19 protein-coding genes, 2 tRNA genes and 1 pseudogene are annotated in these 24,041 nt (G+C 35.3%); 9 read left to right on the forward strand and 13 right to left on the reverse strand.

Annotation, left to right across the window (positions count from 1 at the left end; all coding sequences use genetic code 11):
* A partial coding sequence (locus ACFINS_RS06935) for a hypothetical protein (protein ID WP_375706039.1) occupies positions 1–216 on the forward strand: 216 nt, incomplete at its 5' end.
* A pseudogene (locus ACFINS_RS06940) lies at positions 209–429 on the forward strand (hypothetical protein). The gene ACFINS_RS06935 and the pseudogene ACFINS_RS06940, both read left to right, overlap by 8 nt.
* A gap of 166 nt (positions 430–595) precedes the next feature.
* Here ACFINS_RS06940 and ACFINS_RS06945 read toward each other — a convergent pair.
* The 6 genes from ACFINS_RS06945 to ACFINS_RS06970 all read right to left on the reverse strand — a co-directional run bounded on the left by ACFINS_RS06945 (position 596) and on the right by ACFINS_RS06970 (position 6,381).
* The gene (locus ACFINS_RS06945) at positions 596–907 is read right to left on the reverse strand and encodes a hypothetical protein (protein ID WP_375612158.1); all 312 of its coding nucleotides are present in this window, start codon (positions 905–907) and stop codon (positions 596–598) included.
* 131 nt (positions 908–1,038) lie between these two features.
* Positions 1,039–1,341 (reverse strand): hypothetical protein, encoded by a 303-nt coding sequence (locus ACFINS_RS06950; protein ID WP_375706028.1) that lies wholly within the window; start codon positions 1,339–1,341, stop codon positions 1,039–1,041.
* Positions 1,338–1,526, reverse strand: coding sequence for a hypothetical protein (locus ACFINS_RS06955; protein WP_375706029.1), 189 nt, complete (start codon positions 1,524–1,526; stop codon positions 1,338–1,340). Before ACFINS_RS06955 ends, ACFINS_RS06950 begins: the two co-directional genes overlap by 4 nt.
* A gap of 710 nt (positions 1,527–2,236) precedes the next feature.
* Positions 2,237–3,178 carry an outer membrane protein gene (locus tag ACFINS_RS06960; RefSeq protein WP_375612156.1) on the reverse strand — a complete coding sequence of 314 codons (942 nt, stop codon included), beginning with the start codon at positions 3,176–3,178 and terminating at the stop codon, positions 2,237–2,239.
* A 561-nt stretch (positions 3,179–3,739) separates the two neighbouring features.
* Positions 3,740–4,012: a hypothetical protein gene (locus ACFINS_RS06965; protein WP_375612155.1), complete on the reverse strand. Its 273-nt coding sequence runs from the start codon at positions 4,010–4,012 to the stop codon at positions 3,740–3,742.
* Positions 4,006–6,381 (reverse strand): mechanosensitive ion channel domain-containing protein, encoded by a 2,376-nt coding sequence (locus tag ACFINS_RS06970; RefSeq protein ID WP_375706030.1) that lies wholly within the window; start codon positions 6,379–6,381, stop codon positions 4,006–4,008. The genes ACFINS_RS06965 and ACFINS_RS06970 overlap by 7 nt, the downstream gene beginning before the upstream one ends.
* 180 nt (positions 6,382–6,561) lie before the next feature.
* On the opposite strand from ACFINS_RS06970, the gene ACFINS_RS06975 reads away from it, so the two are divergent.
* The 4 genes from ACFINS_RS06975 (at position 6,562) to ACFINS_RS06990 (ending at position 12,364) form a co-directional block, all read left to right on the forward strand.
* Positions 6,562–6,939 (forward strand): hypothetical protein, encoded by a 378-nt coding sequence (locus tag ACFINS_RS06975; protein ID WP_375651179.1) that lies wholly within the window; start codon positions 6,562–6,564, stop codon positions 6,937–6,939.
* Between the two features lie 91 nt (positions 6,940–7,030).
* Positions 7,031–9,544 (forward strand): protein translocase subunit SecD, encoded by a 2,514-nt coding sequence (gene secD / locus ACFINS_RS06980; protein WP_375651181.1) that lies wholly within the window; start codon positions 7,031–7,033, stop codon positions 9,542–9,544.
* Between the two features lie 99 nt (positions 9,545–9,643).
* The gene (ybaL, locus tag ACFINS_RS06985) at positions 9,644–11,395 is read left to right on the forward strand and encodes a YbaL family putative K(+) efflux transporter (RefSeq protein WP_375613485.1); all 1,752 of its coding nucleotides are present in this window, start codon (positions 9,644–9,646) and stop codon (positions 11,393–11,395) included.
* Between the two features lie 15 nt (positions 11,396–11,410).
* The gene (locus ACFINS_RS06990; RefSeq protein WP_375612150.1) at positions 11,411–12,364 is read left to right on the forward strand and encodes a YbhN family protein; all 954 of its coding nucleotides are present in this window, start codon (positions 11,411–11,413) and stop codon (positions 12,362–12,364) included.
* Between the two features lie 1,099 nt (positions 12,365–13,463).
* On the opposite strand, the gene ACFINS_RS06995 is transcribed toward ACFINS_RS06990, so the two are convergent.
* Positions 13,464–13,539, reverse strand: a tRNA-Lys gene (locus ACFINS_RS06995).
* A gap of 436 nt (positions 13,540–13,975) precedes the next feature.
* Between ACFINS_RS06995 and ACFINS_RS07000 the strand changes: the two genes are divergently transcribed.
* A complete protein-coding gene (locus ACFINS_RS07000) occupies positions 13,976–15,544 on the forward strand; it encodes a TerC family protein (protein ID WP_375651183.1) in 1,569 nt (522 codons plus the stop codon).
* A gap of 622 nt (positions 15,545–16,166) precedes the next feature.
* Here ACFINS_RS07000 and ACFINS_RS07005 read toward each other — a convergent pair.
* The 5 genes from ACFINS_RS07005 to ACFINS_RS07025 all read right to left on the reverse strand — a co-directional run bounded on the left by ACFINS_RS07005 (position 16,167) and on the right by ACFINS_RS07025 (position 20,015).
* Positions 16,167–16,340: a DUF6990 domain-containing protein gene (locus ACFINS_RS07005; protein WP_375631244.1), complete on the reverse strand. Its 174-nt coding sequence runs from the start codon at positions 16,338–16,340 to the stop codon at positions 16,167–16,169.
* 88 nt (positions 16,341–16,428) lie between these two features.
* Positions 16,429–16,623 (reverse strand): hypothetical protein, encoded by a 195-nt coding sequence (locus tag ACFINS_RS07010; RefSeq protein WP_375706031.1) that lies wholly within the window; start codon positions 16,621–16,623, stop codon positions 16,429–16,431.
* A gap of 1,833 nt (positions 16,624–18,456) precedes the next feature.
* Positions 18,457–18,663 carry a hypothetical protein gene (locus ACFINS_RS07015; RefSeq protein ID WP_375620801.1) on the reverse strand — a complete coding sequence of 69 codons (207 nt, stop codon included), beginning with the start codon at positions 18,661–18,663 and terminating at the stop codon, positions 18,457–18,459.
* Between the two features lie 546 nt (positions 18,664–19,209).
* The gene (locus ACFINS_RS07020; RefSeq protein WP_375651185.1) at positions 19,210–19,401 is read right to left on the reverse strand and encodes a hypothetical protein; all 192 of its coding nucleotides are present in this window, start codon (positions 19,399–19,401) and stop codon (positions 19,210–19,212) included.
* Between the two features lie 537 nt (positions 19,402–19,938).
* Positions 19,939–20,015 (reverse strand) — tRNA-Arg (locus tag ACFINS_RS07025).
* Positions 20,016–20,279: 264 nt separating this feature from the next.
* Between ACFINS_RS07025 and ACFINS_RS07030 the strand changes: the two genes are divergently transcribed.
* Together ACFINS_RS07030 and ACFINS_RS07035 are read left to right on the forward strand one after the other, a co-directional pair.
* A complete protein-coding gene (locus ACFINS_RS07030) occupies positions 20,280–21,053 on the forward strand; it encodes an NAD kinase (RefSeq protein ID WP_375651187.1) in 774 nt (257 codons plus the stop codon).
* A 146-nt stretch (positions 21,054–21,199) separates the two neighbouring features.
* Positions 21,200–22,603: a DEAD/DEAH box helicase gene (locus ACFINS_RS07035; RefSeq protein WP_375612144.1), complete on the forward strand. Its 1,404-nt coding sequence runs from the start codon at positions 21,200–21,202 to the stop codon at positions 22,601–22,603.
* 59 nt (positions 22,604–22,662) lie between these two features.
* On the opposite strand, the gene gltX is transcribed toward ACFINS_RS07035, so the two are convergent.
* A complete protein-coding gene (gene gltX / locus ACFINS_RS07040; protein ID WP_273790689.1) occupies positions 22,663–24,036 on the reverse strand; it encodes a glutamate--tRNA ligase in 1,374 nt (457 codons plus the stop codon).
* Positions 24,037–24,041: the final 5 nt, after the last annotated feature.

A 24,041-nucleotide genomic window follows, 5' to 3' on the forward strand; every position in this document is an offset into this window, starting at 1 on the left:
AGGTGGAAAGTGAAGTTAATCAAAAAAGTGATGCTGATGTGCGTACTGCTCTCTCTGACTGGTTGCGCGACAAATAAATATGCTTCTTCTTGTATTGGCTGGTTGCCAATTTATTTAAGCCGGAAAGATCTGAACACCATCAGTTCAAACTTAGCAAGAGAAATTTTAAAGCACAATAATCTAGGTGAACGCGTGTGTGGGTGGAAACATGGCTAGAAAAAAATCCAAAAAACACACAGAGCTTACAGAATCAGAAAAAGAAATACTTCAAGAAATGATCATCACCTATCAAAGTGTGAAAATGATGTCTCGTTTGATGAAGTGGATAGCATTTTTTCTTTTTTTTGCTTATCCTTGATTTTGCACGCCTTATGGATGCGATAGACAATATCTTTGCACATTATAAAACAGTGGCTAACCAAAAACTGAAAGCTTTACCCCCTTCCCGCTTTTAAAGCGAGGAAAGAGAGATTATATCGTAATCTATCCGCTAATCGCTTAAATGTTTCTTAGACACCTGACGCGACAATAGACATAACAATTATCAAGCCTCTCCAGATATAAAAGACGCCCATTGTTCTGAGAGAACACGGCGCTATTCTAAAAAATCCGTCCGCATGTAAGCCTTTGTCACTGAATTCCCAACTGAATACGCAAGAACAGATTCTGCAATTTCAAATGGTGTTGACGTTGTCTCTGCTATACAGTCCCGCAGAATCGATCTGAAACCATGAAGTCTATAATTAAAACCTTTGTTTTTCATGAATTTAGAAAGTGCTACATCAGATATGGGCTTTCCAAAACTCTCAACAAATAAAAAACCATTTTTTGCTTTTTCAATAACAGCAAGCGCTTCAGCTGTAAGCGGCACATGAAAGTCAGAAACCTTTCCAACAATTCTCTTCATATTTTCTTTTGGGATAATCCATATTGATCCATAAATCTCTAAATATGCCTGATTGGTATAAAAAAACCGTCAAAATAAGAAGTTTTAAAGCTAGATGTGATACAAGCTCATCATTTTAAGATTGAAAAAACTTAGGCATTTCTTTCCATGGCATAGCTGGAATATTTGGGGCATTTTGAATAAACTTTTCTAATAAAGCTTTTGCTTTTAATTGCATATCTACATTTATACCAAGTGCCGCCGCATGTTTTATAGCTATATTCAAGCGGGGATAGAGCTTTACTTGCTGTTTCGTTTTTTGTCTTCCAAATGGGAAAAATGCATCCTTTTATATCAATCTGCGTCAGTTCAATGATTGGCGTATCATCAAGTTTAGAAAAAACATGTAACTCAAGAGGTGTTAACCAGCTTGCTGCTTTTCCTTCATTTTTCAATTCGTTTTTTTGGCTTCAAAAGTACTAGAGGCAATTTCTCGTAAAGAAATACCCCCTGCTCGACGTAAATTTTCTTTTTGTTTTCGGCGAATCGGGTCAATTCTTTGATCTAAAAGATCACGACAAGCTAAAGCTTTGAACAGTGCTTCTTTTAAAGATACATTGCGACAAGAGCCTAATCCCATTTCTCGTCGTATTTATATTGAGGTCAAACCTAAAAACCCATCATCCTTGATCTGGTGTAGTTTTGATAAGCCATAAACCAGCTCTGTCAGCATATTTTCCTTTAGATAGATTTTTTACAGATAAGACAGACAGTCTATCACGTTCTTCGAACCACCTTTTAAAAACCACCTTTTGAATTGCACTTGGAGCACTTTCATCTGGTACCAAGATTATATATAAAAGGCAATTTAATAAATAAAATAAAATAAAAACAATTAGTTATTAAACAGAAAAAAGATAAACTGTGCTATCAGGTGATATTGTAGAGAGTTCTAAGGGAAGAAAAAATTGTTGCACAAACGTACACGCCGTCCGCACCACTCTATGTAAATTTTCTTTATTTTCTCATTACTCAGATAGTAAAAACTCTCTTTAAGTTTACTGTTTGCAACTCTATAACGGTATTATAAAGTGATAACTGTAATAATATGAAAGACGAAGCAATCCTTCTTTGCCAATAAATGTTTCAACCACACCTCGTGAACTAAAAATTTTTTATTCTTAACAATTAAGAATCTGAGTAACTCTTCCTTACCTCCTCATTCTCACTCAAAGTCAAAGCCCCCCTTTTTTCACCATAAAATAGTGTTTACAATGCATAAAATTAAAAAATAAAGGCCCTATCAAAGAAATAGGACCTCTTAAATTTAAGCTCCTTTATCCTACAAAATTAGAATTTGTAAGCTATTCCTGCGCGAAAATCATTCGTCTTATACTTAACTTCAATCTCGTCTTTGAATTTCCTTTTACCAAAATCTGAGTAACGATATTCCGCACGCACAATAAGATGATCTGTCATTGCAAAATCAACACCACCACCGAGAGTATAACCAATCATCGTTTTTGTTACATCCGATGTCCTATTAAATGGCTCACCTCCCGTAATTACTGTCGACAAAATATCCTGAAACTGTCCATAAGCAACACCACCAGCAATATAAGGCATCACACGCCCTGCAGAAAACCCAACACGCACCCGTGTAGCACCTGTCCATTTTTGTTTTAACGTATGATTAAACGTTAAACTGTCTTTCTCTTCTTTATCCTCTGCAGAAGAGCGAGAAAAGCCTCTGCCCTGTCTCCTGACAATTTTTGCCTTTTTTCGACTTTTTTCTTCTGTATCTAATTCCTCAGTATCACTACCCGATCCTTCAGTGCCCGATCCTTTAGTGCTGGATCCTTCAGTTCCACCAGCACTCGATTCATCTGCATGAAATCTTGTTTTTGTATCCTTTTTTTCCGTTAAAATGATATCCGTATCAATCCCCATAATAAAATTATTACCGAGATCAAAATTAACACCCGCATAAAAACCACCTATAAACCCAGAAAGATCGGGCATTTTCTGTTTCTCGACAGGTATCCATGGTTTACTTTTACTCCCCTCATCAGGATAGAGAGGAATATTAACATCAGGCACTGTTGCAGAAATCTTACTTGAAAAGCCACCAACTTGCCCCCCGAAATAAAAACCTGCCCAAGAAAAAGGTGAAGAAGCAACAACTTCTGAGGCAACATGTACTGGCTCTTCGTGAGCCACCACATCTGCAGCCTGTACTATAGAAGGTGAAATCAAAGAAAAAACAGATGCTGTTATAAATTTTGTATTCATAAAATTATACCCCATTGCTAAATTTAAATATAATCAAAAATCACATTTAGAAAAACAAAGTTTTATAAAATCTTATGCCGCAAAATCGCATGTACTCCTTTATAATTACATTTAAATCTATTACTATATTAATATATCATTACATCAAAATTTAATATTATCAAATAAATTTTAAAATGTTATAATAATGATTACTTCAAATAATAAATATTTAATAAAAATACCTATTATCTTGTCAAAAGGAGGAAATATAAAACATTTTGTATTAAAATTACCGCAAAAAAATCACAAAATAGTATATTTTATGCCTTTTTTCATGAAAAAATTCTAAAAATGATGTAATTATTTTTAGAAAATCGATGTTCATTAACAATACTATAAATACCTCAATATTCTTACATCCAAAATGCATACTGTAGATTCTACATAGTATAAAAAAACATCCATTTTATACTAAAATCATACTTTTTTTTTACCATTTTCTAAAGGATGAGATTATTAATTACACACAATATCATTATCCTTCTAAATCTTGTCCCAAAACAAAAATTCTCAATCATTTTATTTAAAAATTGCTCTTCCCCTACTGATTTCTATATTATCATCTGCCTTTATTGCAAAACGGTCTTTATTAGGAAAAGTTATAAAACATCCCTTCATACAAATTGTAATTGTTTGATGAGTATTTAAAGAAATTTTTGAAGGTATACTTCCTTCAACAACAATAAGAGATTGTATCTTTAAATCAGTATTCTTCACTGTTGCAGCAAAAGCTGTTATGGTAAAAATACTTAATAGAATAACTGTAATCAAAATATAAGTATATTTCAGCATTCTAAGATTCCTTCCTCAGAAAAACGCTTATATAGGCTAAATCGAAGAGCATTGGTTACATGAGAAGATGAGGTAATATTAGGCACATAAATAGCCAAATTAAAGGAAAAACTCTTACGATCAAATGCTGTAAAACTTACCTGTGGGATAGGATTTTTTAAAACGCCTTCTGTCGCAGAAGCAATCTCTAACAAAATTTTAGCAACATGCTCTGGAGCAACCTTAGATGATACAGTAACTGGTACATCAATTCGTCCTACTTTATTATGTCGTGTCCAATTACTAACGTTGTTATTAATAAGGCTTGAATTGGGAATAATAATCGTCTTACGCTGAATTGTCTCAAGTTCCGTTGCACGCACACTAATACGCTTAACAACACCCCCTACTGATCCAGATTCTATATAGTCCCCTATTTTAAATGGTCTTCCAACTAAAATAATAAGTCCAGAGACAAAGTTTTGGACAATATTCTGTAAACCAAAACCTATACCAAGTGAAAGTCCTCCAGCAATAAGAGCGAAATTTCTAAGATCCAAACCTGCCATTGATAATCCGGTCAAAGCAGATACAACAACGCCTCCATAACTTATCACTGTTTTGATAGAATTACGTATACCAGAATCGAACTCTCCATGAACCAACACCACATTATCTAACCAACCAATAAATCGGCGAATAAGAAACCAGCAAACACAAAAAGAAATAATTCCTGTTACAAGAGAAATCAAAGAAAGACTAATATTTCCAATCTGAAAACCGGTCACCGATTGCCACAAAACTGCTTTTAAATCAGAATAGGAAAATCCAAACTGGACAGCAATTGGCATTGCACAAAATATAACAACAAATAAATTGAGAAAAACGCTCACAAAAACTCCCAATTGATTCATCGTTTTTTCTTCTAAATGAAACCTCTGCATCAAAAGATGACCAACCGTTGTTTTCATAAATTGGTCTTTAGTTCCAAGTGCTTGAGCGCTTTGTATTCCTAAATACATGAGAACTAAAAATGCTCCATCAATCATAATTTGCTGCGTAATAAAACGTGCAAGTCCAACGTAACCTAAAAAATTCAATACAAAGAGCAGTAACCCCAAGCCAATAAGAGGAATGCGTATATAAAATGGCCAAAAGTATGGCTCTTTTTTTTCTTCTTGAACACGCCTACGTCTAAACCGCAAAGGTACAAATGATATTATAAATAGCAATATCGCTACAAGAAAAACAGCAATAAAACTTTTAGCAATTGTCAAAGATAGAGGCGCTGAAATGATTTGATAAATACTATCAAGAACAGCGTCAAATGCCAAAATACCCCCTAAAGAAGTGAGTAAAATCACTAATTGATAAGCAGACGATGGTGCAATACTGAGAAGACGCACATGGGGCCGATTCGATGATAGAAGAACAACAGCTAATCGATTGATTAAAAATAATAAAATAATTTGACAACCTATCATATCAAAAACTGTTGTAAGCTTACCTGGATCTAAGTTAAAACTACGAAACAAAAACAACACAAGGTAAACGCAAAAAATACAGATAAGTGAAGGTAAGAGAACTGAAATAAAGGCGATCAATAAGCGTTGTAAATAAGATATTTCCTCATTAGACTTCGTAAAGTGGCAATACACATGAACAAGAACTTTTTGAGAAAAATACGAAAGTCCCAAAGTAATAAAAAGTGGAATTAAAAAGCAAAGAAATAGTTGTAAAAACTTGAAGTAAAATATAAAATTCCACCAAGAATTTAACAACACAAGAAAATCTGATGAAGCCTCTTTTGTTTTTTGGGCGAGATGTTTAACCATCGGAATCGAAAACTCAAGCCTATACGTAAGCGTGCGTTTAAAAAGCTCCCGAGATTGAGAAATAGAAAGTTCAGCTATTCTATTTGCCGCTAAGAAAATTGCTTCAAAACGAAGCATGATACTGTTAATTTTAGCTTTTTGCTCTATCAAGTAGGAATATTCCTTCACTGAGCTTTTCAGTTTTTTCACGTCACGATGGAGCTCCATTAATTGATCAAGAAGTGTATTAATCTCATTAAGAGGAGGACGCAAAACAAATGCTGCCTCAATAGCACGTTCACTGATATCTTGTGCACGTAACCGTAATTCTTCTAAAGCACGCTCATCTTCTGGCTTTCTGTCAAAATCTCTTTTTAAAGTTTCAGTATTTTCTTCAAGAGTCTCAATAATCAACTGTTGTTGCTGAATAATTTCATCAACTGAATAAGAAGCTATCGTTTGTTCGACAATTGTATTTTGTGCCCCCCTATTACCCCATGCACCAGAATTAAATACAAAGATAATCCCCAAAAGAAGGAAAAGTATGTGGATGTTTTTTCTACAAAATGAATACATATCTACCTTATGAGCACAAAAGGGATTTTATTTTTCTCTTTTAAATATGGTATAAAGTAGATATTTTCAACTTTTATAGAATAATCTTATAAAAGCTTTCCCTTATCCTATAATACTGGTAATAAGATAAAAGAATGATAAATAAGCTGAACTCAATAAGTTTAAAGAAGGCACTCTAGCATGTTTTTTTTGCACCTTTATTGCAAAAAAGAAGATTTTCTTCCTTTGACAACCTGGATTTTTCTATCCAGTTTAGGTGTATTCTTGACGAGCAACCTAGAAACACGTGCTTATTTAATCAAACAATCACACATCAATAATGTCATTAAAACGAATAGACTTGATTTACATCATAAGTGTGACCATGTGAATGTTACCACAACTGAAAACAAAAAACTTGTAACACTCCATACAGAATCTATTTTTATCAGGACCTTTCAAAAAATCCTAACATTGGATTTCTTTTTAATAAAGCTTCCAGCTGTTGACACACGATTTCGTAACGTTAAAACACAATATTTCTCAAATAAACGCGCTCCTCCCAATGAACATACTTAATTCTCTTCCTTGAATATAAAAACGATCATCTTATTTTACTTGTGCTTTTAACTTTGAATAACTGTTAGATTGCCTATTTACGGAATATATCATGCGTACACCTGGTTGGTTAACTACCCTTTATTGTTTTATTCTTTTAAGCAGCATTTATGTTGCCTTACCCAATTTATTTTCACACGAACAAGTTAACAACTCGAAATTTTTACCCAATACCCGTGTGGCACTTGGTCTTGATCTTCAAGGAGGCTCTTCTCTTCTGCTCGAGGTTGATAGCAAAACGTTAAAACGCGATCAATTACACATCGTTTTAAGCAATGTGCGCAATGTATTGCGTGAAAAACAAATCCGTACATCAAATGTGCGTATTGTTGAAGATAGCGTTGTCGCGCTTATTTCTGATCCCTCACAAACTGAAAAAGCACTCTCTGCTTTGAAAACATTAATAATCCCCATACACAGTAGCTTTGGCACGACAGAACATAACATCACGATCAGTGCTCAAAATGAAATGTTTCGTATCACATTAACGGAAGCTGGTATAAAAGATCGTATAAGCAATGCTATTGAACAAAGCTTAGAAATCATCCGGCGCCGTATAGATCAAGTTGGTGTTTCAGAACCAGCCATCCAAAAGGTCGGAAATGACCGTATTATGGTCCAATTGCCTGGTTTACAAGATCCAAAACAATTACGTGATCTTTTAGGAACAACTGCCAAAATGAGTTTTCATCTTGTTCCTTCTAATGTGGATCCCAATAATCCACCGATAGGTGTTTCAATTCTTCCTGGATATACTGATGAAACGCAACGCTATGCAATTTATGATCAAATTGCTTTAGATGGAAATGTCCTGAAAGATGCCCGTGCAGGTTTTGACCCCCAAATACCAGGACGTTCCATTATTTCATTTACGCTAGATTCCGCTGGTGCAAAAATATTTGCCGATATAACACGACAAAATATTAACCGTCCTTTTGCCATTGTTCTGGATAATAAAGTTTTAACCGCTCCGACCATCAATAGTGTCATTCCCAATGGACAAGGTCAAATTACAGGAAACTTTGACTCCAAAGAAGCCTCAACTCTGGCTGCTCTGCTTCGTGCTGGTTCCCTCCCCGCACCACTCACGGTCATTGAAGAGAGAACCGTAGGTCCAAATCTTGGTGCTGATGCCATCCAAATGGGACTTTACACCGGCATAATTGGCTTTATTCTTGTTGCAATTTTTATTTTTCTTCTCTACCGTATTTGGGGATTAATTGCCAATATAGCACTAGCTCTGCACACGATTTTAACATTTGCTGCACTGAGTCTTTTGGGAGCTACGCTTACGCTGCCTGGTATTGCTGGTATTATTTTAGGCATCGGTATTGCCGTTGATGCTAATATCCTTATCAATGAACGTATCCGTGAAGAAAGTCGAAAAGGTGTGGGTGCTTTTGCAGCCCTAGATCGTGGATTTAAACACGCTTTTGCAACCATTGTTGATGCAAATGTTACGGCAATTATAGCGACTGTCTTACTATTTTGGTTCGGCACCGGTCCCGTTCGTGGTTTTGCCGTAACAATGTTGCTTGGTATTATCATCTCCATGTTTACAAATATCACCATTGTACGCATCATCATGATTTGGATCGTTCGTAAATGGAAAATTAAAAAGTTGCATATTCACTCTGCTTTCAACATCATGCCACAAAACACAACTTTCCACTTTATGAAAGCACGTTTCATTGGTATTGGCGTCTCAATTGTTTTATCAATGGCTTCAGTTTTTCTCTTTTTTAAGCCTGGATTGAATTTTGGTATTGATTTCATTGGCGGAAGCCAAATGAGTATTACCACGAAAGGACCAGCAGATCTAGCAACTCTGCGTTCCAAGCTTTCTACTCTTAATATTGGTGAAGTTACCTTGCAAAATATTGATAACGAAAATACCGTATTAATTCGCATGCAGAAACAAAGCGGTGGCGAAGCACAACAAACCACCGCCATTGATAAGGTCAAAACAGCTGTACAAAATATCTATCCCGATACCACATTCGATCAAATAGAAGTTGTTGGTCCCAAAATTTCAGGTGAGCTTGCCACAGCTGCTTTTACTGCTGTTATTCTTGCGGCTATTGCCATGTCTCTCTATATATGGTTACGCTTCGAGTGGTTCTTTGCCATTGGAGCAATTATCACTCTCATTCTAGACACCACAAAAATGATTGGCTTTTTTGCTTTATTTCAATTTGATTTTAATTTAACGGCTATCGCCGCACTCTTAACAATTGTTGGATATTCTATAAATGATAAAGTTGTCGTCTATGATAGGATGCGCGAAAATATGCGTCTTTATAAAAAAATGCCGTTGCGCGAGCTGATTGATCTGTCAATTAATCAGGTTCTTGTACGTTGTTTTTTTACATCAGCCACAACAATTCTTGCGATGCTCCCCATGGCGATATGGGGTGGAAGTGCTGTTCATAATTTTGCATTACCCATGGTCTTTGGGATTATTATTGCAACATCATCCTCTATCTTTATTGCTGCTCCTATTTTACTCCTGCTAGGAAATTGGTGGCGTGAGCGAAATAATCGTGCAAATATCAAAGTGAAATAAAAATGCCCTTTAATGCGTATGGTACATCTCGCCTCTCTTCTCATAGAAATATAGTCGTTTTCATTCATTCGCTTTTTGATCAAGAATAGTAAATAATCCATGCTCCACGACACACCACTTATCACAACTATTGTTGCAGGCTTATGTTTAGCATTTCTCTTGGGAATGATTGCTAGCCGTTTACGTATTTCACCCCTTGTAGGCTATTTGTTAGCTGGTGTTATTGTGGGACCCAATACAGGCGGATTTAAAATAGATTCCGTCATCATTAATCAACTTGCTGAAATTGGTATTATTTTGCTGATGTTTGGTGTTGGGCTCCACTTTTCATTAAAAGACCTTTTATCTGTCAAAGCTATTGCTGTCCCCGCTGCTATTGCACAAATGGCATTTTCTACTTTTCTAGGTTTGTGCCTTGGTCTGATTATGGGATGGGGCTTTAGTGGTAGTTTGATTTTCGGTCTTGCTTTATCCATAGCAAGTACCGTTATCCTGCTACGTGCTTTGCAAGAGCGTCATCTTATTGAAACAGAAAAAGGACGCATTGCCGTTGGATGGTTGATTATTGAGGATTTAGCAATGGTCCTTATACTTGTCCTCATCCCTTCCTTGGCAAGTGCCCTCAGCAATACCAAAAAAGAAGCGTTGGATCCTCTTGTTCAATGGTTGGATTTAAGTATTTGGGGTATTTTTGGTCTCACCATCCTGAAGGTAATTGTATTTATTGCACTTATGCTCGTCATTGGGCGACGCGTTATCCCATGGCTTTTAAAAATGAGCGCACAATCGGGATCACGTGAATTATTTCGTCTTAGCGTCTTTGCTATTGCATTAGGAGTAGCTTTCGGAGCCGCTCATTTATTTGGAGTTTCTCTTTCTCTTGGTGCTTTTTTTGCTGGTATGGTCATGAGCGAATCAGAATTAAGCCACCGTGCCGCGGAAGAATCTTTACCACTGCGCGATGCTTTTTCTGTTCTCTTTTTTGTTTCTGTAGGCATGTTATTTGACCCCGAGAAACTCTTAACTCATTTTTTCCCTCTCTTAGCAACCTTATTCATTATCGTAATCGGAAAATCTGCTGTTGCCTTTTTCATCGTTAAAGCTTTTCGCTATTCTAATGCGACAGCTTTGACTATTTCTGCAAGCCTTGCCCAAATCGGAGAATTTTCCTTTATCCTTGCTGGTTTAAGTTTAAGCTTAGGACTTTTAAACAATGACGCTCATGATTTAATTCTTGGAGGAGCAATTTTTTCTATTTTGCTCAATCCTCTTGTTTTCATTGCCTGTAATAAAATTAAAAAACGTCTAGAAAAAAATTCTGCATCTTCACAAAATACCCAAACAATTATTGATATTGATCCACAAGATCCTGACCAAGATTTTTTACCGATGACCTTAAAAAACAACCATATCGTAATTATTGGCTATAGTCGTATCGGTAAGTGTGTTGCATTATCTTTAATAAATAGAGGTGAACCTATAGTGATCGTAGAAGAATCAAAACGCCTCTCTGATAAAGCGATTGCAGATGGCTTTGAGGCTATTTGCGGCAATATCATTCAACAAGAAATAATGAACGCAGCAAATATAAATAATGCACATAAAGTTGTTATTACAATGCGAAGTACCATTGAAGTAGGAGAATGTATCGTGAATATCCGTGATATGAAGAAAGATATCCAGATAATCACACATGCATTATCCGACACAGAAACAACATATCTCATTGATTTAGGTGCTGATGTTGTAGTAACAGATGATGAAGAAATTGCCAATGGCATTATAGAGTATATAACAGAACGAAGATCTGTAAGGAATATGCTCAATCATGAAAATTTACAGAAAACATAAAATGGATACAGAATCGTGAAAATAAAGCAATTTATATGGCCATTGATTGGTATCTTAGCAATGCTGGTATCTATTCGAATTCTTTACATGAAGCTCTCTGTCATTTCATTTGGGGATGTATTGGAGCGCTTGAGCAATTTAAATGCACAGCACTGGTTATTAGCCTGTTTATGTTCTCTCCTAGCTTATGCTGCTCTTGCTGGATATGATCGAATTGCTTTGCAACATCTAGGCCATAAAATTTCTTGGATTTTTATCGCTATATGTTCATTTACAACCTACGCTCTTTCACACAATATCGGTGCTTCAGTTTTTTCTGGTGCCGTTGTACGCTATCGCGCCTATAAAATGAAAGGATTAAATGGAACAGAAATCGCGATATTAGTAGGTTTTTGCTCTTTTACTTTTGTAATCGGCACAATCTTACTTTTGGGAATCGTTTTGGTGCTGCAACCCGAAATTATCACCCTCATTCATAAAGAACTTCCTGAATGGCTCGGAACAACGGCTGGAGCAATTTTACTCAGCTGTATAGCACTTTATACGTTTGGCAGCTGGCTTCAGTTAAAACCCTTACGCTTGGGTAAAAAAATTCAACTCTCCTATCCACAGCTGAAAATTGTTATTCAACAGCTTCTCATTAGCCCTCTAGAGCTTTTAGGAGCAGCAGGAATTATATATGCTGTTCTCCCACATAACGCAGATATTCATTTTATATCTGTTCTTGGTGTTTTCCTAGCGTCTTTTACGATAACTCTTCTCTCTAATGCTCCAGCAGGAGGAGTAGGAGTTCTTGAAGCTCTCTTCATAACAGGCATGCCCAATATAAATCCAACCGATGTTATTGCAGCACTTATTGTTTTTAGAATGTTTTATTTGATTATACCGCTCATCCTTTCATTATTTGTGGTCGTCATTTTTGAGGCGCAACAATATTGGAAAAGAGCCCCCAAAACACCACCTGAATAAATAAAAGGCTATCAATTACTTCTTTTTGTGTGCCTATATAAGAACAGAACACCATCGTGTTACCAATTTACATATCTTTTTTAAGAAAACTCTCTCAGTGCTCTTCCCCATTACACAACAATACCCGTGAATGGTATAATAGTAAAGCTATTGTTGCACCATTATCTTTATACTTAATAAAAGAGCAAGCCTGCGCCATTATACTATTTTTCCAATGTTATGATAACTTTTAGCACTTAAGAACATTAATGAGAATTATTTTTATGCCTTTCTTCAATAGTCTTTATCCACACGTTAATCCCATTTATGATGCAAAAATGAATGATTTTAATTAATTCATTATAAGAGGGATTGAAACAAAAGAAGTTTATGATAGTAAAGTTTTTTTTAAATAAAGAATAATCAATTCTTTATAAATAAATATATTATAATGAATCTGTGTGGCTTTCTTAATATTTATATTTTTAGAGGTTAAGCTAATGGAAAGACAGCATAGCGTAACCACGCAGCTTAATATTTTAAAACTTTAAGCCTCATTAAAGCCTATTGTCTTTCGTTTAACAGGTATTAGCTTTAAACAATTAAACTGATCTAATTTTATTACTTGTATGTCCAGCTAACTACTTTATTTTATCTTGATTTACCCTCTTGGAATACTGATGATTATTACAGAAGTTTTTTGTTTAAGCGGGAGAGTTATCAAAAAATATCCACGCTGCTGACACAACTAAAGTGTAAAGTTTCTTCTGTCGTTAAACAATATGTTAAAAATCCAAAAAAAAATTAATCAATTTATATTAAAAGAAGTGAAAACTGTTGATTTTTATACCCCTTTAAATAACACAATTGTCGGTAAGAGGCTTCTCCTTACCAATTGCAACTTAAAAAAAGAAACAATACGCATTAAAAGATCTTTAAATGTCCTTTGGAAGTTTTTTGAATCCCCTAAAAAGTACAAAAACCGATGACTAAGCTATATCAACAATCTTCACTTTTAAACAAACAGATATGGGGAAATCCTACTGCCCAATTTTATTTAGCAACTCGTACCTTAAAAAAAATTACGCAATCAATAAGTTATTTACGGTATAAAATAAAATGGTGGGTGATGAGGGGATCGAACCCACGACCCGCTGATTAAGAGTCAGCTGCTCTACCGACTGAGCTAATCACCCATAAGCTTCTCAAAAGACGAGAATGAGCGTTTCTATAACGCTCCTAAGGATAGATGTCCAGATATTTTGTTGTTTGTTATATAAACTCATTGTCTGTAAGGTTAAAAATATGATATTCACCACTTGATCTTATATAAAAATAAACCCATTATAAGAGGCTTTATAAATAAATGTTCTGATTGTTATACAGAACCTATAGTTAGAGGATTATCGAGCATAATGCCCGAGCGAAAATTAGAGGAACCTTCTTGTGGTTGTAAGCGGGATGGGGCATCGTTTTGTTTTATCAACAATAACATGCATTCAAGCAATATTGTGCTGTTTTTTTCTTTGAATATAAGTTTTTTATATTCAATGTTCATGATCCAATATACGAATAAAAGCCTATGAATTTTTTTTGTCAATCGCGCGCTTTTAAGCTTCTAAAAGGTAATGAATGATGGAATGGATCACTGATCCCCATGCGTGGTTTGGTTTGATCACGCTGGTTTTTCTCGAAATTGTTTTAGGAATAGATAACCTTATCTTTATTGCAATTTTAGCTGAAAAATTGCCACTGCATTTGCGTGACCGCGCACGCTTTATAGGTCTTACTTTAGCATTAATTATGCGGCTTTTCCTTCTTACCGTTATTGGATGGGTTATGAGACTCGATAGGGTAATTCTTTCACTTTCATCTTTTGTATTTAGTTGGCATAGCTTTATTTTAATCGGTGGTGGAGCCTTTTTGCTCGCAAAGGGAACGCTAGAATTACATGAAAGGTTAGAAGGAGTATCACATGAAAGAAAAACAGGCGTTGGTTATGCTGTTTTTTGGCAAGTAATCGTCCAAGTCGTGGTGCTGGATGCTGTTTTTTCACTAGACAGTATTATTACCGCAACAGGTATGATTGCAAAAGAGCAGGCAGCAGTTATGTATATCGCAGTCATAGCTGCTATGGGAGTAATGATGTGCGGATCTGGTGCTCTTATGCGTTTTATTAATCGTCATCCCACTATTGTAATCCTTTGTCTTGGTTTTTTGATGATGATTGGTTTTACTCTCATTGTTGAAGGATTTGGTTTTCATATTCCAAAAGGGTATTTGTATGCTGCTATTGGTTTTTCTGTTCTCATCGAAGCTTTTAATCAAATTGGACGTCGTAACCGTGAAAAAATGATTAAAACGAATAATCTACGCAGTAGAACAGCTGATGCTGTTTTGAGGCTCTTAGGAGGAGGAAGCAAAGATAGTCACCTTGCTGAGACTGTAGATGTTATTGCTGAACAGGCCGCAGCTTCTGAGTTGTTTAGACCAGAAGAAAAGGAGATGATTCGTGGTGTTCTCGATTTAGCTGATCGCCCTGTTCGCTCTATCATGTCGCCGCGTAATGAGATTGAGTGGTTAGATTTAAATGCTGATGAAAATGAAATGCGTGAAGAATTACAAAAGGTTAAACATAGCCGCTTAATTCTTGCGCGTGAAAAAGTGGATGAATTTGTTGGCGTTGCGTTGACAAAAGATCTTCTTTTGAATTTGGCTGAGGGGAAAAAGATTAATTGGAAAAAAGCTATGCGAGAACCCCTTGTTGTTCATGAAAATACAAGTGTTTTACGATTGATGGAGCAATTACGTCATTCTTCGATTCAGCTTGCAATTATTGTTGATGAGCATGGATCTTTTGAAGGAATTGCAACACCAACCGATATTCTTGAAGCTATTGCAGGAGACTTTCCTGATGACGATGAAGAACTCATGATCGCAGAACAACTTGAAAATGGCAGTCTTCTTGTTGAGGGATATGCTGATATCCGCCGTTTAAGTGGTTATCTTGGGCGTAACCTTGTGGATGAAGCAGATCGTTATACGACTCTGGCAGGCTTTATGCTTTGGCAGTTTGGTCATTTACCAAATGAGGGAGAAAGCTTTGAAACTGATGGTTTACACTTTAAAGTGATTGAAATGGAACGCAGAAACATATCTAAAATCCTTATTTCTCCACTTGTATCACCAGAAAAAAGCTAGTTCTTTTTACAAGCAAAATGAATAAAAAGATTTTTTTATGATTAAAAATTGAAAAGAATAAGCAGTTGATAACTCAATTGCATTTCATTATTTTTATATTTTTTTAAGCGTAAAATAATGACATACAAAAGTTATATTATCAATGAACTTTCCATTATAAAAAATTTTCATTGATGATTGACGAAAAGCTGGGAGAGAGAAAATGGTGCAAAATTATTTGTCAATGGTCATTAATCTCAAAACAATGAATATATACAATATATTGATTTATAATAATTATTTATTACAATATTACCTTCACATCAAGAAAGCCTCTTTCAAACATCAGATTTCCGCCAATGGATAAAACTCCACCATTGTTGAGTTCACTCAACTGATGATGGCATCTTTAAACCAGACTCTGGCTCCTATAATCTTTTTAGATCTTCTTGATATTTCTTAAGGAGCTATTCCTTAGCTTTTGTTTCGATAAATTTAGCTATTTTTTTCCTTGCAAGAATGAAACTCCACCTCTCTGGAAAGGCCCTTATTAAGAACTTTGTTTTTCTTCTAGATAGCTCATATTTTTGCTACTTTTTAATTAAAGCGTAGCTGAGCTGCTTAGATTTCACCACTTCTTTGACTAAAGCCAATGCACGTTCAGATGAATCTGTTGGGTATTTTCATCAAAGCCTAAATGATCCTCTGCACTGAAACTTTGATAATAAGATTGTAAGGTTGCAACATCACCCAATAAAGACAGTGCACCAATATGAAGTAAGCTATAATCTGCATCATATACCTTGATAACCTTTATGTGCCTCCAACTTCATTCTTTCGCCAAGATGGTGCTCCATATCTGGAATAAAAGCATTTATGAAGATCAATTCTTTCTATCGCCTATTTCAAGACATAATCAAGCTTAATTCCAACCAATCTGCATATATTCCTTCTTCACAAACTCTCAACCCCTTTTTATAAAAATCAAGTTGTAGATCTTGTAAGTGCTGAGAATTGATAGGGATCAATTGCAGATAAAATACCAGTACTAATCGAAACTCCAACATCAAATTACGGATAACCTTTGATAATTGCGTCATTATAAAGAATTTGTACTTCACAATCTGGTAGTTGATAACGTGCTGAATAATTATCTACCTCTTTAATTTTTTCAACAGACCAATCAAGATTTTGAAGAGCACTGTTGCACTCTCCATGATTAAAAAATTCTTTGCTCTAGCTCAAAAGAGGTTTTATCCATATCAAAAGTCAAAAGCGAAGCAGATTTTTGCAAACAAAAGTGATAACGCCGTGTAAGAGAAGAATCTTATCAATAAGGCCTTTGGTGATTTCTTTTGTAACGTCTAAACGAGATGGAATCTTATTCATAAAAAAATATAATAAAGTCAATAGTTTGTGTGCAATTATTTTATATGAATCCCATTTAAAATCTACACTTTTATACGTGATTTAATTAACCATTTTTCATAAACAATTACCATGTATGGATAGACCATAAAACGCATGTAAACATTCAAATGAAGTGAACGCAGCTATCATTCATAACAGTTCATAAATTTTATGATACGTTTTTATCACACACAAATCGCATTATTAAAAACGTAATCGTTTGAAATTATCGATAACATAAATTGCATGCGTTTAAAAAATGGTATGGGGTTTACTCTTTTTTTGAGCTAAACCTTAAAAGAAATAATCATTTGAAACTATCATAGAATAGGTTTTAATTCATTAAGGGCACATAAAAGGATTTAAAGACAAGTCGATTTTAAAGCGCCGCTTACTAAAAAGTTAGTCAATAATAAGCAGACATTATATAGATACTATCATCACAACAGGTAATGAAATTGATAATGTTATGTCGTAGAAATCAAAAGATTTTTAATGATATAACGCAGGCAAACAAGCAAAAAACGTTTTAAAAGTTATAGTTTAAAAATACGAAACCAAATGAAATCCCCTCAAATTTGAGGATACTTATTAAGACAAAGATAAGTAGATAAATTTCAAAAGGATTGCAATCATATTACAAAGGCATGGTGTTTTACTCAATTTTGAGTCAAAAGCGACAATGTTTAAAGAATGCTCTATTCTAAAGTTAACGAACTCGAATTTGAGCTGGTTAATTTTGCCAGCCCAAATATAGAGCGGCTTATTTGAAAAGAAGTTATGTTTAAATGCAAAGTGAAAATACGCTTATGAGAACCTCACTAAATGAACGTTTAAACGTTTAGAGACATAAAATGATATCTCTATAAATACGTTTGAAACCTAGATTTATAACAGTTTAAAAGCCTTAGATTTTATAAAAAGCGGTTGTTTATTGTCTTATGAAAAGCTGCTTTTAAAAACCAATGTTCGTAAATGTAAACAACGGGTTTTGTTACAAATATTTACTTAATACGCATTTTCTCTTGATTGTCTTGATATGAACCTACCAAGCGTTGAGACATTTTGATAATGTACTTTGTGTCAAATGACCACTTCAAAAATGCGAGCGTTATTCTTAATACGCTTTATAGCCATACATAAAGTGTTTATAGGTTCTGTAATTCAAATGAGTGATTAAAGATCATATCTGTCATTTACGTTCCTTTTGATCAGTTTTAATCAATAGAATAGAGCGTTTGCAATATGATACGTTTTGTATACATACATTCATTATTGACTTCTTTTGTATGATCTGTAGTACCTCTATTTAAAAGCAGCGTCATATCAATTGGCACAGCTTTCTTTTATGATGCGTTTATAACCATCAAAGAAGCACCCTCCACGTCTGTCATTTATTCTGTTTATCAATCTTGATAACATCATCACTTTCATAAACCTCTCAATTTATGGGAACCGAATATAAATCGCTATGTCTTTTTATTCTTGCATTGCCATATACATTACTTCTAATCACGATATAATCAGGAGATCTTGGCATTGCCATAAACAGAGCCGTAGACCTTAGTATGACACCCCACGCTAGCATTGCCGTAAACCTTGCCTAACAACCGCATGATCATAAACCGCGGCATTGCTATGAATACGTGCACTACCGGATAATTTTGCATTCCCATAAACCCGCGCTTAATGATAAACTCAAACGTTATAAGAAAGATGAGCATTGTCATAAACATGAACACCAAAATACACATGGGTTTTATCACATATAAGGGTATTGCCATACACATAGCCACCAATGGCAGCATTGCCATAGCCCCTTATATTTTCATAAACACAACCAGATTTTACAACACAGACATTATCAGCAACCCAGCAATTACCATCATGAGAGAGATTGCTTTCACTTTCAATAAAAGCATCCAGATCGCCTTTTTTTACATCACCAAAATCGTTTAAAGCACGAATGCGATATAAGATATATGACCAGTCACGAAATCTATTTGATTGGTCAATTCATATTTTTGGGATGGTTTTTTCTTATTAACAGGAGCGGTTTTATTTGCAATGGAAGAAATAACGGAGATGTTTTTGATATAGTTGTCATATTCAAACTAATAATAACATATTCATTACCTAGTAGTAGAATACTAACTCCTACACCTGCATAAAGCGAAGCAATAACCCGCCCATATGGCTATGCTGTATGACTATAATAGAACCCAAAACCATCATTGCTACACTCGCAACACCAGCAGCAAAACGGATCAAAAGGACTAAGTGTTAACGCCATGAAAATAATTAAGTGCACTCATCACTATAGCTGCACAAGATAGTATGCTAGGAGCAAGAAATATAATCCCAATTCTGCCAAACGTAAAGAACATACTCCCAACTAAATAACCACCATAATTAGCGTTCAGTATATAAGAAAGTTGATTAAAAGTAAACAATCCCTCATCCAACATAACTGGCAATATTGGTGTATAGAGAAATCACCAGATACCCATATCAAAACCATATCGAATACAGCATTTTGAAACAATTCAAATCTTAACGGTTGTTTTTTCCCCCTTATTATTCCTTTAACTGGTGATATTCCTCATCCGCGTTCCATATCACCATAACAGCCTTTAACTCCAAAAATAGAATAAAAGCAAATTTAGCTATCTATTTTAATGCTCAAAACAATATATTTAGCGATCTACTATCAACATCGCCAGATCAGTTTTACAATAACATATTGAATTAATATGTATTTTTATGTTATAAATGTTTATAGTTAAATTGAAAGCATATTTAGATAACCTTGCTTTTTTATCTCGATATTCAAAATGACTAACCGAAAAATTATATACGCAGCCGTAAATTTTACTTCTCTTAAAATCATTTGCTTATTCGCTGCAAAACTTAATAAACAACTCAAATAACCATTTTCATAAAAGAGGAAATTGGCTTCTTTTTAGATAATATTGTTATTTAATATGATATAAAGTTGAAAAATTTGGTGCACCCGACAGAATTCGAATCTGTGACCTCTGCCTTCGGAGGGCAGCGCTCTATCCAGCTGAGCTACGGGTGCTTCACACTGATTATTAAAATCAGTTATGGTCTTTTAACTAATCATACCCTTAGCTTCAATGCTAAATTATCATTCTAATAAAAAAAATTACTCGTTTGTAATTTATCTAACGACGCATTCCTTTTACTTTTTAATGATACTTTACCTTGAAATAACTTCTCTTTATTCAATGCTCTTTTTATTATAAAAAGAGCATTTATTACAACTTCAAAACTCTCAAAAATAAGTTACAACATAAATTATAAGTATCAGGATAATTTTTAAATGGCTACATTACCAAGTCGCTTTCATTTTATTTCCGCAGAAACTGAGGAGGCTATCAAAGCTACCCATAAATTAATTTCCGTTTATGGTCATTCTTCTCTGGAAGAAACTGATATTGTTGTTGCAATCGGTGGTGATGGGACAATGTTACAAACCGTACGAGATATCATGAACACAGGCAAACCTATTTATGGTATGAATCAAGGTTCTGTAGGATTTCTTATGAATGAATTTCATGAAAAAAAATTGCCCAATCGTATTGCTGCCGCACATAAAAAAGAAATCCATCCCCTGCGCATGATTGCAAAATCTGAATGTCAAGATTCTATCGAGGCGCTTGCAATTAATGAAGTATCCCTTTTTCGGCAATCTTATCAAGCGGCAAAAATTCGCATCACCATTGATAACAACGTACGCATGGAACAATTAAGTTGTGATGGTGTCCTCGTTGCTACACCAGCTGGATCAACCGCCTATAATTTATCAGCACAAGGACCTATCTTACCTCTTATGGCTCCCCTTATGGCCCTCACTCCCGTTAGCCCTTTTCGCCCTCGGCGTTGGCATGGAGCTTTGCTTCCCGATACAGTAACAGTGCGCTTTGATATGCTTGAACCTAACAAACGCCCTGTAAACGCTGCTGCAGATAATATTGAAGTTAAATCTGTCCATTCAGTTACTATTTCAATGGCAACAGAAGTAACAGCTTCAATCCTTTTTGACTCAAATCATTCATGGGATGAGCGCATTTTATCAGAACAATTTCGCTATTAATGATTGTATTATGCGTTTTATATGTATATGATTGTTATAGTTAGTTTTTTTTGTGAAAACATCTTAACACTTTTAAAGAGTGTAGAATATTGGTTATAATCATCATTAGATAGCGCAGTTAAAATCACAGAGCAGTTGATAAAAAAATGATACCATCTTTAAACAGTTTTGATGATTTAGGTCTTTCCGCAAAGGTTATTAATGCGGTGAAATCAGCGGGGTATACAGCTCCGACACCTATTCAAAGTGAAACAATTCCGCATGTCCTTCAAAGAAAAGACGTTTTAGGAATCGCCCAAACGGGAACAGGTAAAACCGCCTCTTTCGTATTGCCTATGCTCACTCTCCTTGAAAAAGGTCGTGCAAGAGCACGAATGCCCCGTACACTCATCTTAGAACCAACAAGAGAAATTGCAGCTCAAGTTGAAGAAAATTTTGATAAATACGGAATAAATCATCGTTTAAATGTTGCTCTTTTGATTGGTGGAGTTTCTTTTGAACTCCAAGATCGCAAACTTGAACGGGGAGCTGATGTTCTTATAGCAACACCAGGGCGCCTTCTTGATCATTGCGAGCGCGGTAAACTGCTCCTGATGGGCGTTGAAATCCTTGTGATTGATGAAGCTGATCGCATGTTGGATATGGGCTTTATTCCTGATATTGAACGTATCTGTAAGCTAACCCCTTTTACGCGTCAAACTTTGTTCTTTTCTGCAACAATGGCGCCAGAAATTACAAAACTAACGAAACAATTTTTACATTCTCCCGTATCTGTTGAAGTTACAAAAGCTTCCTCAACAGCTACCACAATTACACAACGGCTTGTCAAATCTGGAAATAAATCATGGGATAAAAGAGCGGTTTTACGAGAGCTTATCCAAAATGAAGGTGCAGAGCTTCAAAATGCAATCATTTTCTGTAATCGAAAGAGAGATATTTCTGAACTTTTTAGATCGCTCATCAAACATAACTTTAATGTAGGGGCACTTCATGGAGATATGGACCAATATTCGCGCATGAACACCCTAGCTGATTTTAAAAATAATAAACTTACACTTCTTGTTGCTTCTGATGTTGCTGCCCGTGGACTCGATATTCCAGCTGTAAGTCATGTATTTAACTATGATGTTCCTACACATGCTGAAGACTATATCCATCGAATTGGTCGTACAGGGCGTGCAAATCGTAGCGGAAAAGCCTTTACAATCGTTACAAAAGCTGATCAAAAATATATCAATGCCATCGAGGAAATGAGTAATGAAAAAATTGAATGGCTCAATGGAGATCTCTCAACTTTAATAGCCGATGATCAAACAGAAGATATTGTTGTAAAGAAAAAATCTTCAAAACCATCAAAGAAAACTACTCCAAAAGAGACTGTTGCTCACACTAAAAAATCTGTAGAAGAGAATAAAACAGAATATATCAAAAATGCAAATAATAAGGAGAAGCCATCTGAGCAACAACGCTCACGAAAAAATAAGAATTACACACCTATTGGATTTGGTGATGATATTCCTGCTTTCATGCTTATAAAAACGTGTAAATAAACCCGTTCTCTACTCTCTTTTAGAGTGAAATGAACGAAATACTTTTAAAAAATCCGCTCTTATTTCCTAGAGAGCCTTTCCGTTACCTTTTCACGCCCTAAAAGCTGCAAAATTTTTCCCATTTCAGGTCCATGATCCATGCCCGTAAGTGCCTGACGTAATGGCATAAATAAAGCTTTTCCTTTTCGACCTGTTTTTTCTTTTAATGCTGTTGTCCAAATTTTCCAACTTTCCTCATTCAAAGCACCTTCAGGTAAGAAATCGAGTGATTGGTGCACAAAAGCACGATCCTCTAGTGCTACTGTATCAAAATTCTGTTCATCATGAATGATTTTCCACCAAAAAACAGCATCATTGACTTTATTAATATTGCTTCTTATCGCGTTCCAGAAATATTCCGCCTTATCTCCCTCAATAGAAAGTTTTTTAAGGCGCATTTTTACTTCCTCATAGGTTAACTCATGGACAAGATGACTATTCAAAGCAAGAAGATCAGCAATATCAAATTTTGCAACGGATCTTGACGTATCTTGGAGATTAAAATGCTCTAAAAGCGCAGCTTGATTGGGATAGGGATGCACATTTTGCGATGTCCCAATCAAAACGGCAAGGCATTGAACAGCTATAGATTCAAATCCTTCTTCCCGTAGAGAACGAATAGAAAGATCATTATTACGTTTTGAAAATCCTTTTCCTAAAACTGTCGCCAATAAATTGGTATGAGCAAAAACCGGTAATTCTGCATTAAGAGCTTTAAAAAGAGCAATTTGAGCGCCTGTATTTGTAATATGATCATCCCCACGAATAATATGCGTAATAGCCATATCTACATCATCAACAATAGACGGCAATGTATAAAGATAGGTTCCATCTTCACGAATAAGAACAGGATCTGAAAGAGAAGCTAAATCAATCGTCTGCTTTCCCTTTATTGCATCATTCCAGCAAACTTCTGTTCGCTTTGTGTGTAAAGGATCACTTTCAAAATTAGGAAGAAGAAAACGCCAATGGGGTTTACGACCTTGTGATTCAAAGTTTTTTCTCTCTTCTGTTGTCAACTTCAATGCTGCACGGTCATAAACAGGAGGCAATTTGCGTGAAAGCTGGATTTTACGACGCCGCTCTAATTCCTCTGTTGTCTCATAACAAGGATAAAGAAGGCCACGTTGTTTGAGAATTTCTGCCACTTCATCATATCGATTAAATCGCTTGGATTGGTAATAAATTGCATCTGGTTGAATACCAAGCCATTCAAGGTCAACAGCAATAGCATCGATATATTCTTGTTTAGAACGTTCAATATCTGTATCATCATAGCGTAAAATAAATTCTCCCTTATACGCTTGCGCATAAAGCCAGTTGAAAAGCGCAATACGGATATTGCCAATATGAATATAACCTGTTGGAGAGGGAGCAAAACGAACTTTAACCATAAAAT

The sequence above is a fragment of the Bartonella sp. AA2SXKL genome (assembly GCF_042197205.1).
Classification (GTDB): domain Bacteria; phylum Pseudomonadota; class Alphaproteobacteria; order Rhizobiales; family Rhizobiaceae; genus Bartonella.

Excerpts from the sequence above, each read along its gene's own strand:
- ACFINS_RS07000 (WP_375651183.1), top strand. The coding sequence starts at position 13,976 with ATGATGGAATGGATCACTGATCCCCATGCGTGGTTTGGTTTGATCACG.
- ACFINS_RS06955 (WP_375706029.1), bottom strand. The coding sequence starts at position 1,526 with ATGGGATTAGGCTCTTGTCGCAATGTATCTTTAAAAGAAGCACTGTTC.
- ACFINS_RS07030 (WP_375651187.1), top strand. The coding sequence starts at position 20,280 with ATGGCTACATTACCAAGTCGCTTTCATTTTATTTCCGCAGAAACTGAG.
- ACFINS_RS06975 (WP_375651179.1), top strand. The coding sequence starts at position 6,562 with ATGTTTTTTTTGCACCTTTATTGCAAAAAAGAAGATTTTCTTCCTTTG.
- ACFINS_RS06965 (WP_375612155.1), bottom strand. The coding sequence starts at position 4,012 with ATGCTGAAATATACTTATATTTTGATTACAGTTATTCTATTAAGTATT.
- ACFINS_RS07020 (WP_375651185.1), bottom strand. The coding sequence starts at position 19,401 with ATGTTGGATGAGGGATTGTTTACTTTTAATCAACTTTCTTATATACTG.
- gltX (WP_273790689.1), bottom strand. The coding sequence starts at position 24,036 with ATGGTTAAAGTTCGTTTTGCTCCCTCTCCAACAGGTTATATTCATATT.
- ACFINS_RS07035 (WP_375612144.1), top strand. The coding sequence starts at position 21,200 with ATGATACCATCTTTAAACAGTTTTGATGATTTAGGTCTTTCCGCAAAG.
- ACFINS_RS06970 (WP_375706030.1), bottom strand. The coding sequence starts at position 6,381 with ATGTATTCATTTTGTAGAAAAAACATCCACATACTTTTCCTTCTTTTG.
- secD (WP_375651181.1), top strand. The coding sequence starts at position 7,031 with ATGCGTACACCTGGTTGGTTAACTACCCTTTATTGTTTTATTCTTTTA.
- ACFINS_RS07010 (WP_375706031.1), bottom strand. The coding sequence starts at position 16,623 with ATGACGCAATTATCAAAGGTTATCCGTAATTTGATGTTGGAGTTTCGA.
- ACFINS_RS06960 (WP_375612156.1), bottom strand. The coding sequence starts at position 3,178 with ATGAATACAAAATTTATAACAGCATCTGTTTTTTCTTTGATTTCACCT.
- ACFINS_RS06945 (WP_375612158.1), bottom strand. The coding sequence starts at position 907 with ATGAAGAGAATTGTTGGAAAGGTTTCTGACTTTCATGTGCCGCTTACA.
- ACFINS_RS07015 (WP_375620801.1), bottom strand. The coding sequence starts at position 18,663 with ATGACAATGCTCATCTTTCTTATAACGTTTGAGTTTATCATTAAGCGC.
- ybaL (WP_375613485.1), top strand. The coding sequence starts at position 9,644 with ATGCTCCACGACACACCACTTATCACAACTATTGTTGCAGGCTTATGT.